Annotated in this window: 7 protein-coding genes; 1 reads left to right on the top strand and 6 read right to left on the bottom strand. The window is 36.8% G+C overall.

All coding sequences use genetic code 11. The features are described from left to right. Window positions 1-22: 22 nt before the first annotated feature. The 6 genes from QYS47_RS12880 to QYS47_RS12855 all read right to left on the bottom strand — a co-directional run bounded on the left by QYS47_RS12880 (window position 23) and on the right by QYS47_RS12855 (window position 11,221). Window positions 23-196, bottom strand: a complete 174-nt coding sequence (locus tag QYS47_RS12880; protein ID WP_302124244.1) for a hypothetical protein — start codon at window positions 194-196, stop codon at window positions 23-25. Window positions 197-491: 295 nt separating this feature from the next. After that, a complete protein-coding gene (locus QYS47_RS12875) occupies window positions 492-1,328 on the bottom strand; it encodes a hypothetical protein (RefSeq protein ID WP_322346605.1) in 837 nt (278 codons plus the stop codon). A gap of 49 nt (window positions 1,329-1,377) precedes the next feature. Beyond that, window positions 1,378-2,922 carry a PorP/SprF family type IX secretion system membrane protein gene (locus tag QYS47_RS12870; RefSeq protein WP_322346604.1) on the bottom strand — a complete coding sequence of 515 codons (1,545 nt, stop codon included), beginning with the start codon at window positions 2,920-2,922 and terminating at the stop codon, window positions 1,378-1,380. Between the two features lie 23 nt (window positions 2,923-2,945). Continuing rightward, on the bottom strand, window positions 2,946-9,416 hold the full coding sequence (locus tag QYS47_RS12865) for a Calx-beta domain-containing protein (RefSeq protein WP_322346602.1): 6,471 nt from the start codon (window positions 9,414-9,416) through the stop codon (window positions 2,946-2,948). A 707-nt stretch (window positions 9,417-10,123) separates the two neighbouring features. Further along, window positions 10,124-10,357 carry a hypothetical protein gene (locus QYS47_RS12860; protein WP_302124259.1) on the bottom strand — a complete coding sequence of 78 codons (234 nt, stop codon included), beginning with the start codon at window positions 10,355-10,357 and terminating at the stop codon, window positions 10,124-10,126. 96 nt (window positions 10,358-10,453) lie between these two features. After that, complete coding sequence (locus tag QYS47_RS12855) at window positions 10,454-11,221, bottom strand: LytTR family DNA-binding domain-containing protein (protein WP_322346601.1); 768 nt, start codon at window positions 11,219-11,221, stop codon at window positions 10,454-10,456. A 196-nt stretch (window positions 11,222-11,417) separates the two neighbouring features. Between QYS47_RS12855 and QYS47_RS12850 the strand changes: the two genes are divergently transcribed. After that, the gene (locus QYS47_RS12850) at window positions 11,418-14,867 is read left to right on the top strand and encodes a pyruvate carboxylase (RefSeq protein WP_322346598.1); all 3,450 of its coding nucleotides are present in this window, start codon (window positions 11,418-11,420) and stop codon (window positions 14,865-14,867) included. Window positions 14,868-14,893 lie beyond the last annotated feature (26 nt).

The following is a 14,893-nucleotide window of genomic DNA, read 5'->3' as shown; positions in this document are numbered from 1 at the left end:
TTGCTGCTGCATTAGTACCTTGTTAAGTACCATCTACAACAATTTTTCTAGGTTTAATTATGTTTTTCTGAATATGTTTTCTGACTTCATTTGTTCGGTTTACTCTAAAACCCAAGGTCTTTTTCTGCCAATAATAAGTAGGCATATCAAAGTTCTCTTTATCACTAAAAGGAAAGCCGTATTTTGATATAACCACATAAGCATAATCTTCAGTAATTAAATTGTCGGTAAAAGAATTACTACTTACACAACATGGGCTTGTTTCAATCCATAGAGGAGCTGGCCAAAAACCACTTACATGAATAAAATTGTCTTGTTAAGATTATTTGGGTTGTAGATGAAAAACTTAATTGTATCACCGGGAGTTTCTATCTTGTAAGATTTAAACCCTATTTTTTCTGTTAAAACCTGACCATTTAAAGAAAGAACAGAATATAAAAGAAAAATATCAATATAATAATATTGATATTTTTCATAATTATAAGATTAAATTAGTTTGTTTTAATTAATTCAAGCATTGTTTTGCTTCCATCAATATTTGTATAATCTAATTTTACAAAACCGTACTTTGGATGAAAGTAGGCAGTCAGAGCTGTTTTTCCAATTCTACTTTCCGCTTCAGATTCAATTACATAGCATTGTAAATTCCCAAGTGCTGTTTCAAGTAAAATCTTATTAGTTATTTCGTATTGATAGTTGTTTTCTATTGTATTTTCCCACGTTTTCCATCGCCTATCTGCATAGCTACTGCCTATTATTAAATTCCAGTTCCATTTGGTGCCTATTTTATAAGGAGCTTTGATATAAGGGAAAGGGTTTAATTCTAGGATTTTAAAATAGTGTTCTCTTGGAGGGTGAATCCAAATATTCGCTTCATTTTCAATTGCTCCTGACATTGAAAAGGGGACACCCTCGATTAATATGTATGCAATAGCAGTTTGGTTATAATCAGGAATAAATTGAGCTATTGGATTACCATTCATCACTTGTATAACTACTGATTTCACGATTAATGAGTCTGTATCATCAGCATCTACAAAATCCCACCCTTTATGATCAGGATTGATTTTGAAATATTTTATTTCACCTGAAGTTGTTCTGTGCTCAAAATCATATTTAAAGCTAGTTCCTACTTTAAATACCTCATTGTTGAGGTTAAACTTATTCTCATCAATATTAGTAGTGTCAAACTTTTCTACCATTATGCCATCATCATCTACAACTAATACATAATCTTTTTCAATTTTCTCCTTCTTATTACTGCAACCTAATGTTAGCAATAGCATAAGGTTAAATAGTATAAGTGATGATTTTAAAGTTTTTTTCATTGCTTTTAGCCTAATAATGAAATAGGAAATGTTATTTATGTTTAACCAGTTATTGATATGTAACTTTAAACTCTACTCTTCTATTTTTCTCTCTACCCATCTTGTTTTCATTTGTTGCAATTGGATCAGTTTCACCTTTGGAATTGGTACTGATTCTAGCTTCATTTATGCCATTAGCCACCATATAATCCCTTACGATCTTTGCTCTATCCATACCTAATTCACCATTAAAAGAGCTTTCACCTAAATTACAAGTATGCCCAATTAAAGTAATATTATAATTTTCTTTCTTAGATAGAATATCAATTACTTGGTCTATAAACTCTTTTGAATCCTCGTTTAAATCATCTGAATTTAATTTGAATCGAACCGTCTTGGCTAGCGTTTCTTTTTCTTTTTCAGTAAGTGGCTGAACAGTGACTTCAGCTGCTTGCTCTTCAATTTTCGGTTCTTTTTTAAATTGTTCCTCTATTACTATTTTTTCCTTAACCTGCTCTTTTTTTTGAGGTTCTTCTTCATTTACTTCAACCTTTTCCTTTTCTGGTTGTTCTATTTCAATCTCAGGCTCTTCTTGTTGAACCTCTGTTTCTTTTTGTTGTATTACGCTTGGCGTTTCTTTTACCTGCTTCCTATTTTTTAATTTATACGAAATAGCAAATTCAAAAATACCATTCTGTGCCAGGTTAAATCCTGTTCCAACTGGGATATCGTAGCTAACTCCAACGGCTATTCTTTTTTGCTCATAAGCTAGACTCATCACACCAATTGAATTGGAATTATACCATAGACTTAAAATCAACTTTTTAAAATCTTCTGCATCTCCAGATAGCCTATAGCCAACATCAGTCCCCAAATCAAATGCATTATTTTGAGCTTGGTTGATCCACCTTATAGTAGGGGATACTGACAGCGTAGCATTATCATACACTTTATATCCTGCTATAGTTTTTATACTCATCGGAAGTTTAGCTGCATCTCCATTTTCAACAAAGGAGATATTAGGTTCTATCATATTAAATAATGAAACTCCAACAAAAGCTCTGTCTTGATAATCAGCATCTTTTAATCTATAGTAGATTCCACTACTTAAGGTCGGGTAGGCATGTTGTTGATTTAAAACCGGATCAAGCTGACCTGCCCCAGGATCTAAAACCCCGCCTTCGATTTGCCCGTCAGTGACAAAGTCGCCTCCAATTTTATTTTGAAATAGGCCACCTTGCACTCCTAAACTTAATTCAGACCTTTCGTTTAAAGGAACAGAATAGGACAAAGCTAGCATTCCACCATTAGAGTTTAGTAAGCTTGCCGTTTGCTCTGAACTGACATTTGCACCTACTACCAATTTATGATTATTCGAAAAATGAATGGGCATGTATCCCGAAACAATAGTAGTGGTTAAATTCTCACCTGTATTAAGCGGTTGAATCCGGCTATTGAGCATGAAATTCAGCTGATCTGTAGTCGATATCTGTCCTGGATTGGCATAAAAAGGAGTGTATCTATACATGGAGAAATTACCTTCCTGAGCCACTGAAACATTGCTTAGACCTGCAATCAAGGTTATTACTGCTATATATTGAATAAAATTTTTCATCTATTTTGAATGTTTTTCAGTTTTTATCTTGCGATGAATATTGTTCCTCTACTTGCTCCATTAACCCTTATCGGTTCACCATTTGTCATCGTACCTGAGATTACCCATACATAGGTGCCTGCAGGCTGATTGACTCCGTTTTTCTTTCCATCCCAACCGATTTCTGTTAATTCCTGAAAACTATCGGATTCAAAAACAAGATTACCTGTTCGGTCATAGATTCTAAGGTTAATAGATTGAACTGCTGCGCCCCCTCGGATGAGTAGCACATCATTTATCCTATCATTATTAGGTGTAAAGAGGGTCGGTAGCAATAATTCATCTGAAAGAATAGTGAAACTTTGACTGACATCTTCAGCTGCTAGGTAGGAATCATTACCTGCTTGGCTTGCAGTAACTGTTACGGTCCCAACACCTTCTAGCAAAATTACTCCATTCGATAAAGTGGCTACACCATTCACTGGATCTGTTGAAATAGTATAAGTAATGGGCTCACCAGAATCACCACCTGTGGCTTCTAAAATCACCTCCTTATCACTTAATTTTTTATCTGTAATAGGATTGAAGGTAATGGTTTGAAGAAGCTTCTCATCATTGTCAATAATGGTAATGATAGCTGAATTCTCAGTTCCTATCAAAATAGCAGTATTATCCGTGCTCTCTAAGGTTAATATAACCGTTTCATCCTCTTCTACTTCCTTATCGGCTAGAACCACTACAGGAATGTTTATAGAATTAGTTGATGCAGGGAAAATAACTGAAGTTCCAAGGGACTCTATGTCGGTACCTTCAGAAGCTGTTCCGCTTATTGTAAATGTTAAGGTCACATCATTAGCAAATTCCTTCGATGTGGAAATGGTATATGATCCATTTACATCATCCTCTTCAGCTTGACTAGCTGCTACCACACTAATTTCTGCTTTATCATTATCATTAATAGTATAAGTGAATTCCGTGGTAGAGCCCAATGAAGCATTAGTTGGATTTGAAAGTGTGAGTATAATGGTTTCATCTCCTTCGATCAATTCATCATCTACTATGCCAGTTAGGTCAATAGCCCCACTTTGGTTTCCTGAAGGAATGATTAATGTTCCATTAGCTAAAGTATAATCATTCCCAGCACCATTAGCAGTACCTGATACCTCATAATCAACACTAACATCAAATGCACTATTAATGGATAGATCTACCTGAATACTTGCATTTTCCACCGATTCATCACCATTACTAGCTGTAGAATTGAAAGCTATGGATGTGGCTATTTTGGTCACATTGTCGGTAGCAGTAGCTCCTGTATTACCAGCTGCATCTGTCAGTGAGACCGATAGGGTTAGCGTCCCATCGCCTAGGCCGCTAACATCAAGTCCAGATATTTGGTCAGAAGCTGTACTTATTGTTCCGCTACCGGTTACAGCTGTTCCACCACCATTACTGCTGATGCTGTAATTATAAGTTGCCCCCACTTCAGCGGATGCAAAGGTGAAGCTCATGGCTGCTTGATTAGCAGCATTTATAATGGATTGGTCAACACTCACGGTGTAACCAGCAGGTGCTGTTTTATCAAGGTTTAAGGTTAGACTATTATCCGCCTGTTGATTCCCAGCCCCATCAGTAGCTACCAATGGCACTGCAATAGCGGCTCCCTCTATCATATTACCTCCATTATCTACATCAGCTACCGTAATGCTATAAGTGCCATCGGCAGAGTCTGTCATGGCAGCCGTTGCACTCAAGCCGGAATTGATTACTGACAAATCTGCTGTAACCGTTAATCCCGTTTCGCCCAAGTCAGCAACGATGGTAAGGCTTTCTCCTGATTTGTAGGAATTATCTCCTCCATCATCTTCCACGGAAATGAAATTGGGTGCAGTGGCATCTTTTGACACATTATCGGTAGCTGCTGATCCTTCATTTCCTGCAGGATCAGTTAAGTCTACAGATAATGTTATGGTCCCATCTGCTAGACCGCTTACATCAACTCCAGTAATTTGATCCGTTGCCGTAGCTATTGTTCCAGACCCAGTAACATCGGTTCCACCTGCGCTACTACTTAGCGTATAATTGTAAGTTGCTCCCACTTCTGCCCCAGCAAATGTGAAACTTGCCTCTGTTTGGTTGTCAGCACTGATATCCGCCTGGTCTATTGCAACGGAATAGCCTGAAGGAGCTGTTTGGTCAAGTGTAGTAGAATTATCGCTTACTGTTCCTCCAGTATTACCTCCTGCATCTGTTAAAGACACTTCAACCGTGAGCACTCCATCATCTAATGAACTGACGTCTATGGTAACTACCTGCGTAGTACTTGTAACCGTAATAGGATTAGAAACTGTTGCGGTATTCCCATCGCCTGAGCTACTCACTGAATTATTTATAGTAGTTCCAATTTCGGCATTGGAAACAGTAAAACTTGCAGTAGAAGCTTCAGTTGTATTGATTAGGGCATCATCCCAAGAAACAGTATAACCTGTTGGGGGCCCTGCATCTTTATTAGCTGTATCCGTAGCATCAGATCCCGTATTTCCTGCATCATCGGTGAGGCTAATCGTAAGTGTAACCGTGCCATCTGTCAAACCGCTTAGGTCATAACCAACACCACCATTGTCAAACGTCTCAGATGATGAAGTGACAGTTTCCATACCCGTAACTGGCGTGCCACCTCCGTCACTGCTAAAAGTATAATTTAAGGTTGTTCCTGCTTCCAATCCTGAGCCGGAAAATTTAATGATGCTTTCATTGATTACATTAATGAAGGATTCCCCTAAAAGATCCATGGAAACGGAATAGCCGGAAGGAATCACAACGTCTTTTTCAACATTGTCTGTGGCTGCTGTTCCTGTATTACCAGCTGCATCTGTCAGTGTAACCGATAGGGTGAGCGTCCCATCGCTTAGGCCGCTAACATCAATTCCTGATATTTGGTCGGAAGCTGTGCTTATTGTTCCGTTACTGGTTACAGCTGTTCCACCACCATTACTGCTAATGCTGTAATTATATGTTGCCCCCACTTCAGCGGATGCAAAGGTGAAGCTAATAGCTGTTTCATTTCCATTATTAGCCGCAGATTGGTCAAAAACCACACTATATCCAGCAGGAGCTCCAGTATCTTTTGTCTCTGTGTCTGTCGCGGCTGACCCAACATTTCCGTTAGTATCTGTCAGTGTAACTGAAAGTGTAATCGTTCCGTCACCAAGGCCACTTAAATCGATACCTGAGATCTGATCCGTTGCGGTAGTTATAGTTCCCGATCCAGTGACATTAGTACCACCTCCAGAGCTGCTAAATGTATAATTATAGGTTGTACCAACTTCTGCTCCTGCAAATGTGAAGCTTGTAGCAGTTTCATTTCCTTTGTTGATTGGACTCTGATCAATCGTTACAGAATACCCCGAAGGAGGGACTGTTTCTTTTACTTCCGTATCAGTAGCAGCAGTTCCTGAATTATTTACAGCATCGGTAAGCGTGGCAGAAAGTGTAATAGTACCATCTCCCAGACCACTTAGATCAACACCTGTAATTTGATCGCCAGCAGTTATGATGGTTCCTGAACCGGTAACATTAGTTCCACCACCGGAACTGCTAAATGTATAATTGTAGATAGCCCCTACTTCAGCACCAGCAAAAGTAAAACTGACTGCCGATTCATTTCCTAAGTTAATTGGGCTTTGATCAATAGTTGCAGTGTAACCATTTGGAGCACTAGTATCTTTTGTTTTAGTATCTGTGGCTGCTGAACCAGTATTTGAATTAGTATCAGTAAGTGTAACTGAAAGGGTAATGGTACCATCACCCAATCCACTTAAATCAATTCCTGTGATTTGATCTATAGCTGTAGTGATTGTGCCTGTCCCAGTGACATTAGTACCGCCACCCGAACTACTGAAAGTGTATTCATATGTTGAACCCACCTCTGCACTTGCAAAGGTGAAGCTTATGGCCGTTTCATTTGCGATGTTAACAAATCCCTGATCAACACTTACCGAGTATCCGGTTGGAGCTGCTGCATCTTTGGTTTCGGTGTCAGTGGCAGCTGTACCAGTATTTCCACCTCCGTCAGTGAGTGTAGCTGAAAGTGTAATAGTGCCATCACCAAGACCACTGATATCAATACCTGTAATTTGATCCGTTGCTGTAGTAATTGTACCAGAACCAGTAACGTTAGTGCCTCCTCCTGAACTGCTGAAAGTATAGTTATAGGTAGTTCCGACTTCGGCACCAGCAAAAGTAAAGCTGACTGAGCCTTCATTACTAACATTAATTGGGCTTTGATCAATCGCAACGGAATACCCACTTGGAACACTAGTGTCTTTCGTTTCTGTATCTGTGGCCGCACTGCCTGTGTTGCCCGCACCATCTGAAAGCGTGACTGAAAGTGTGATGGTACCATCTCCTAAACCACTTAAATCAATACCAGAAATTTGATCCGTTGCGGTAGTGATAGTTCCCGATCCCGTAACGTTAGTGCCTCCTCCAGAGCTGCTAAATGTATAATTATAGGTTGCTCCAACTTCTGCTCCTGCAAAAGTAAAACTTGCGGAGCCTTCATTGTTCAGATTAATGCCTGCTTGATCAATGGAAATTGAATACCCAGAAGGAGGAGAAGTATCTTTGGTTTCTGTATCTGAAGCAGCGGACCCTGTATTGCTAAAATTATCCGTTAAGGTAACAGAAAGTGTAATGGTACCATCTCCTAAACCACTTAAATCAATACCAGAAATCTGATCCGTAGCGGTAGTTATAGTTCCTGATCCGGTGACATTAGTGCCTCCTCCAGAGCTGCTAAAGGTATAATTATAGGTTGTACCAACTTCTGCTCCTGCAAAAGTAAAACTTGCGGAGCTTTCATTGCTAGCATTGATAGGACTTTGATCAATAGACGCGGAATACCCAGAAGGTGGAGCGGCATCTTCATCTTCAATGGTTAGCGTTACTTGTTGTGTACCACTTTCTACTGCATTAGTAGGTGTTCCCATATCAATAATGACCGTTTCATCCCCTTCTTCAATTCCATCAAAAAGTGATGTTAAGCGCACACTGTCCATGGTTTCTCCTGCAGTTAATGTAATTGTTGTTCCGGTAAGAGAATAATCTGTCCCACCACCAGTTGCTGTACCAGAAAAACTCAAAGGAATGCTTACTGTAGTACCAGCCACTGCATCTATCTTTCCTCTAACATAGGCTTGACCTCCACTTTCATCAGTTATAGGATTATAAATTGACAATACCTCTAAAGTTGCATTAGGCTGAGGGTCATCATCCGTTATAGTATAGGTAACTTGTTGAGTACCATTTTCACTACCATTGGTGACACCTGAAATATCTATTACTACCGTTTCATTTCCCTCATATAAAGCATCATTTACATTAGTTAAGAGTACAGAATTAGTAGTATTCCCAGTACCTACTGTTATGGTAGTAGATGAAATACTGTAATCAACTCCAAATCCTATTGCAGTTCCCGAAAGCGAGAGATTGACTTGCACTGGATTTCCATATGCATTGGAAAGGGTAGCCGTTATCGTATTGTTTGTTGAAACGGATTCACTTCTGGAAGTTGGTGACAGACCCAATGTGACTGTAGGAACTGGTATCACATTTAAAGAAGCTATATAGTTACCTGTACTATTCTCTGTTCCGTCATTTACTTCAAACTGAAAAGAAGTGTTTGTAGATCCGTTTTGGATGTACTGTAAATTGCCAGCATCTAAATCTGCCTTTGAGACCGAATTTCCACTAAATAAAGCTTCACCACCATCAAGATTGTTATCATTATCGGCATCGACATAAAGTGTTCCTGCACTTGGTACTGATTCAATTAAAATATTATTCAAAGGATCACCATCTCCATCAGAATAGCCAAAGTCTGAAGTGGAGAAAGTGTAAGTTAAGTCTTCGTAAGGGCCGTTTGAAGCTGTGAAGCTTGAAGCGGTAGGAGCATTATTAGAGGCAGCTGCGCCAAATTCCATTTCAAAAATTCTTATACCTAAAGTTGGGCCAGAAATAGTGAGCTCATCGAAGTCACTAAATCCAGAAACTGCGCTTAAGTTTACAACTGAAGTACTAGCACGGGCTACTGAGGAAGTAGTACTTCCAACGGTAGCACCATTTTTTTTTGCTGTAAATGTTGTTGTGATGCCATCTTCTGCTGCGTTGACTACACGTAATGAGACGGAGTTTAATTTAAATTCAGAGCCGTTTGAAGATTTTATAATGTGTGAAGAGTAGGTGCCGCCAGCTGATCCCAAATCAAGAAAAACATTTGGCGAGGCCCCAGTTACCCTATATCTTAATGGGCCAGACCCCTGTAATTCAACAGTTAAACACTCACTTGAATTGGAGAAAGAAGTACTTCCAGTAAAGTTTGTGAAAGTGCTACCAGGCCAGCCAGTCTCTTCAAAATTAATTATTCCTGTGCTTATCGGACATTGTGCAAATATGCTTGAGCTGAAAAGATAATATTGTAGGAAAAGTCCTAGAATTAAAATGTTTTTTTTCATTCTGTGTAGTATTAAAAGTAAAAGTGAGTCTTTAAATAAAAATTAGATAAATTGAATTCAACTATTCATTAAGGTTAGGTCAAGAATTAATCAGTTTAAGGTTTATTAAATATAAATATTGTTTTAAGCTCATGATTAAATCAAAAAATGAATACTTTCATCAAAACCTTAAAATTTCAAATTGTAAACATTAATAAAAATTACGAGCAAAAATTGTATAAATGGTAACTATACATTTAGATTAAATAAATTATATTTGTCTAAACTAAATATTTAGGACAAAATAAGTTAGTTTCCTTCAATTAAATTTAATAATTAATCGAGTATCTGATCTTCTTCGTCTAATAAGTAGTCTTTAATCTGTATATCTGGAATAACTCCTTCAGCTTTTTTGCTGCCATTTACCCTCACGATATAGCCTTTCGATACTTTTACTGCTATCCCTGTTTTAGGTAGGTTATATTGATATTGTGAGACATATAAACTTGGAAATTCTGCTGTTTCTTCACCTACAATGATTGTTTTTTAAATCTATTATCAAGCTTTCAGTTTTTGCCTGATTAATGACTGCAAAGGAAGAATCCATAAAGTTTTTGTAATTGTCCAAATCTCCACCAAAGTTTCCTGGTTTTAAGTATGCGGATTGGCCATGAAATTTCAAAATCATATTGGGTATGGAAATATCATTTCTTTTCATCTCTTAGTCATCAATAACATCCACAGCTTTTATCGAAAATGTTTTCATAGATCACATTTCCATTTTCTGTAATAACTATTTGCCCTTGAAATAAATCTTGCTTGTTCCGTGCTATAATTACAGAATCAATTTCTTTGATTCTTGGGTCAGTGATTGATTGTGTTTTTTCTGTTTTATTCTGACTGCAGGAAAGTAGAATGAATCCCACAAAAAGCAGAATGAGTAAATTTTTATTTTTAATCATAGGATTTTCTTTTTCTCAAATATGAAAGGAGAAAAGCCTATTTGAATAATCTTATCCTACTTTTGGGACGAAATCTTTGTATTTGTGATGAAATTTCTAATTGATAAATGCGGATTCATATTTTTTTGAAACAGGAAGGAGAGTAGAGTCAATTTCAATCTGAATTTTACCTCTATCTTGCTTAATATTTTTAATGTTTTCTTTATTCACTAAGTAACCTCTATGGCATCTTTTTATGCTTGAATATTTACTTAATTCATTCTCTAAATTCTTTAGTGGTTTTCTGATGAGGTGTTGCTTGCTTGATTGTCCGGTTAAATATTGAATATTGATGTAATTCTCAGAGGAGTTAGCATACAAAAAATCCTCCTTTCTAATTTTCAATTTGTCCTTTCCACTTTCTGATTGAAGGATTAAATATTTATCAGTTTCTTTTGTAGAAAAAACAACCATTCGAATTAACCCATAGAGAACGAGTGGAAAGATCATCATTAAAGGAAATTCTAGCATAATAAGATAGTAGCCAACCCAGTCCCATTCTTGCCAATTCCAAAAGAAGTTAAATAGAATGAAAATTAGCTGGGCTCCTAAAAACACCAGTCCTAAATACCATAAAATATGATGAAGAGTCTTTTTGAGCTTTAATTTTGGTTTAAGCCAATATTCTGCAGGGGTCAAGTAGAGAAAAGTTAACACACCAAAACAAATAGCCCTAAAAATATGCGAATGACCCGAATAAGAGATTCCCGTTTGAATTCCATAAGCTCTAAAAAAATATAGAAAATAGAATACAGAGAAACCTGAAATAATGCCGAATAGTAGTGGTAAATAATTAGATATTTTTCTGCTGACTTTTAATTTCATTTATGGGCGGAGAGTTTTCAACAAAAATAGTGAACTTATACAAACCACATTATTTCTCGCTCTAAATTATTGTCTTTAATAAAAATTAATAAGTACCTATTTCTTAATTAATGGTGCTTTTTCTTCCCTTTCTCGTCTTAGCTTTTTAAATTCAGCATCCTAAAAAAACTGATCTAATTTATTATAAAACATCAATATGACAACGAAACTTTTTGAAATTAATAAACTACTTGTAGCTAATAGAGGAGAAATTGCTATACGTGTTTTAAGAGCCGCATCAGAGCTCAGGATCCGTACTGTAGCAGTTTACACTTATGAGGACCGATATTCGTTGCATCGTTATAAAGCTGATGAGGCTTATCAAATTGGTAAAGATGATGATCCTTTAAAACCTTATCTTGATATAGAAGAAATTATAAGTCTGGCTAAAAATAAAGGAGTGGATGCAATTCATCCAGGTTATGGCTTTTTATCAGAGAATGTAAAGTTAGCAAGAAGATGTAGAGAAGAGGGGATTATTTTTGTTGGCCCTGAACCTGAAGTGATGAATGCCCTAGGAGATAAGGTTCGTGCAAAAGACATTGCCATAAAAGCAAATGTTCCAATTATTGAGGATAGTAAGATTGAATTAATAGATACTGAAACTGCTGTTAAAGAAGCCAATAGAATTGGTTATCCTATCATGGTGAAAGCTGCTGCCGGAGGTGGTGGAAGAGGGATGAGAGTCGTTCAAAATGAATCACAATTAAAAACTGCTTTTACTGACTCCAAAAGTGAAGCAGGAAATGCCTTTGGTGATGACACCATTTTCTTAGAAAAATACATTGACCATCCAAAGCACATAGAAGTGCAGATAATGGGAGATAATTATGGAAATATTGTCCATTTATTTGAACGTGACTGCTCAGTTCAAAGGCGATTTCAAAAGGTTGTGGAGGTAGCACCATCAGCTAACTTATCTCAGGAAACTAAAGATAAACTTTATGAATATGCATTAGCCATAACTAGAGAAGTAAACTACAATAATGTTGGTACGGTTGAATTCCTAGTTGATAAGGATGAAAATATATTTTTTATTGAAGTAAATCCTAGAATTCAAGTTGAGCATACCATTACAGAAGAAATTACTGGAGTTGATATTGTCCGTTCTCAGATTTTGATTGCCAAGGGACATGCTTTAAAAGATCCAAGAATATATATAAAAGATCAATCTGATGTGCATTGTAATGGCTATGCCATTCAATGTAGAATTACCACTGAAGACCCTGAAAATGGATTTAAACCTGATTATGGTACTATTATAGCGTATAGAAATGCGGGTGGTTTTGGAATAAGAATTGACGAAGGAAGTTCTTATGCGGGTGTAAATATTTCACCTTTCTTTGATTCCATGTTAGTGAAAGTGTCTTCTCATGGCCGAACTTTAAGAGGTGCAGCTCAAAGACTTCACCGTGCTTTACGAGAATTCAGAATTAGAGGTGTGAAAACCAATATTGGGTTCCTTGAAAACGTAATTTCTCATCCAACATTTTATAATGGTGAGTGTAATGTGAAATTTATTGATGAGAATCCTGATTTATTTAAAATCACTCAGAAATTCGATAGAGGAACCAAGACCTTACGCTTTATAGCAGATGTAAGTGTAAATGGTCATCCTGATGTGAAATTTAAGGATGAAAATAAGAAATTTAGGCATCCCGTGATCCCTGATTATGATAAGTACGGGACTTTTCCAAAGGGCACTAAAAATTTATTGACAGAATTAGGCCCTGAAAAATTTTCAGAATGGCTTAAAAAGGAAAAGGCAATCCATTATACGGATACTACTTTCAGAGATGCGCATCAGTCATTGCTTGCCACTCGAATGAGAGGTATTGATATGATGAAAGTTGCAGAAGGCTACGCAAAAAATAATCCTGAGATATTCTCTATGGAGGTTTGGGGAGGAGCTACCTTTGACGTTTGTATGCGGTTTTTACATGAGAACCCATGGGAGAGATTAGCTAAGTTCAGAAGAGCTATGCCTAATATTCTTCTACAAATGTTACTAAGAGGTTCTAATGCTGTAGGGTATAAAGCTTATCCTGATAATTTGATTGAGAAGTTTATTGAAAAATCTGCTGAAACTGGAATTGACGTATTCAGAATTTTTGACTCTCTGAACTGGCTTGAGGCTATGAAAGTGAGTATTAAAACCGTTCGCGATAGGACCAATTCAATTGCCGAAGCATCGGTGTGTTATACAGGGGATATTTTGGATCCAAATCAGGACAAATACACTTTAGAATATTATGTTGATTTTGCTAAGCAATTGGAAAATGAAGGGGCTCATATCATTGCAATTAAAGATATGGCAGGATTACTTAAACCTTATGCAGCAAAAGAGCTGATTTCAGCTTTAAAATCAGAAATTAATTTACCTATTCATTTACATACACATGATACTTCTTCTGTTCAATCCGCTACTTATTTACAAGCCATTGAAGCAGGGGTGGATGTGGTGGATGTTGCTTTAGGTAGCATGTCGGGTTTAACCTCGCAGCCTAACTTTAATTCTGTTGCTAGTTATATGCAAGGGCATGAAAGAGAACAAAAGATCAATATAAAATCATTAAATGATTATTCTACATATTGGGAGTATGTCCGCGAATATTATTATCCATTTGAGTCAGGATTAAAAGCTGGTACTGCTGAAATTTATGATAATGAAATTCCAGGTGGTCAATATTCTAACTTGCGTCCACAGGCTGAGGCATTAGGATTAGGGGATAAATTTGAGACTATCAAACATAATTATGCGCTGGTAAATAAAATGTTTGGAGACTTGGTTAAAGTAACGCCATCTTCTAAAGTAGTGGGGGATATGGCTTTATATATGACCGCTAATAATTTAACTCCTAATGACATTTTCGAAAAAGGACATACTTTATCATTCCCAGATTCAGTAGTGGATTTATTTAGAGGAGAATTAGGACAGCCAGCTGGAGGTTTTCCTCAAGATTTAAGTAAAATAATTTTAAAAGGTGAAAAGCCTTTCACGGACAGACCAAATAAACATTTAACTCCTGTTGATTTTGACCATGAATTAGAAGAATTCAAAAAGAAATTTGATGGGCATGATGATGAACTTGATTTAATAGCTTATTTACTTTATCCAAAGGTATACGAAGAGTTTTATAAGCATCAGCAAAAATTTGGTGAAGTAGGCTACATTCCAACTTTAGCCTTTTTCTATGGAATGAAAAATGGTGAGGAAATTTTGGTTGAAATTTCTGAGGGTAAAACAATTATCATAAAGCTTCTTTATATTTCTGAACCTAATGATGAAGGATTAAGAACAGTTTCCTTTGAATTAAACGGTCAAACCCGAAGAGTGAAAATCAAAGATAATTCTGCAAAAGTAGATAAGGTTACGAATCAGAAAGTATCGAATGAAAATGAAGTAGGGGCTCCTTTACAAGGAAAGCTTGCTTCTATAAAAGTTAAACCTGGAGATGAGGTGACAGAGAACACGGCATTGTTTGTAATCGAGGCAATGAAAATGGAATCTTCCATTACAGCCCCTATGGCCGGAGTTGTAAAATCTGTTCATCTTAAAGCAGGTGATATGGTGGAACAGGATGATCTGGTTATAAGTCTTGAGTAACATTTTGTAATAAAATGGGTTAATAA

Source organism: Marivirga arenosa (assembly GCF_030503875.2).
GTDB classification, from domain to species: Bacteria; Bacteroidota; Bacteroidia; order Cytophagales; family Cyclobacteriaceae; genus Marivirga; species Marivirga arenosa.
This window is presented reverse-complemented; position numbering and strand designations above follow the sequence as displayed.

Coding starts and splice junctions, on each gene's coding strand:
- QYS47_RS12875 (WP_322346605.1), bottom strand. CDS start 1,328: ATGAAAAAAACTTTAAAATCATCACTTATACTATTTAACCTTATGCTA.
- QYS47_RS12865 (WP_322346602.1), bottom strand. CDS start 9,416: ATGAAAAAAAACATTTTAATTCTAGGACTTTTCCTACAATATTATCTT.
- QYS47_RS12860 (WP_302124259.1), bottom strand. CDS start 10,357: ATGATTAAAAATAAAAATTTACTCATTCTGCTTTTTGTGGGATTCATT.
- QYS47_RS12850 (WP_322346598.1), top strand. CDS start 11,418: ATGACAACGAAACTTTTTGAAATTAATAAACTACTTGTAGCTAATAGA.
- QYS47_RS12855 (WP_322346601.1), bottom strand. CDS start 11,221: ATGAAATTAAAAGTCAGCAGAAAAATATCTAATTATTTACCACTACTA.
- QYS47_RS12870 (WP_322346604.1), bottom strand. CDS start 2,922: ATGAAAAATTTTATTCAATATATAGCAGTAATAACCTTGATTGCAGGT.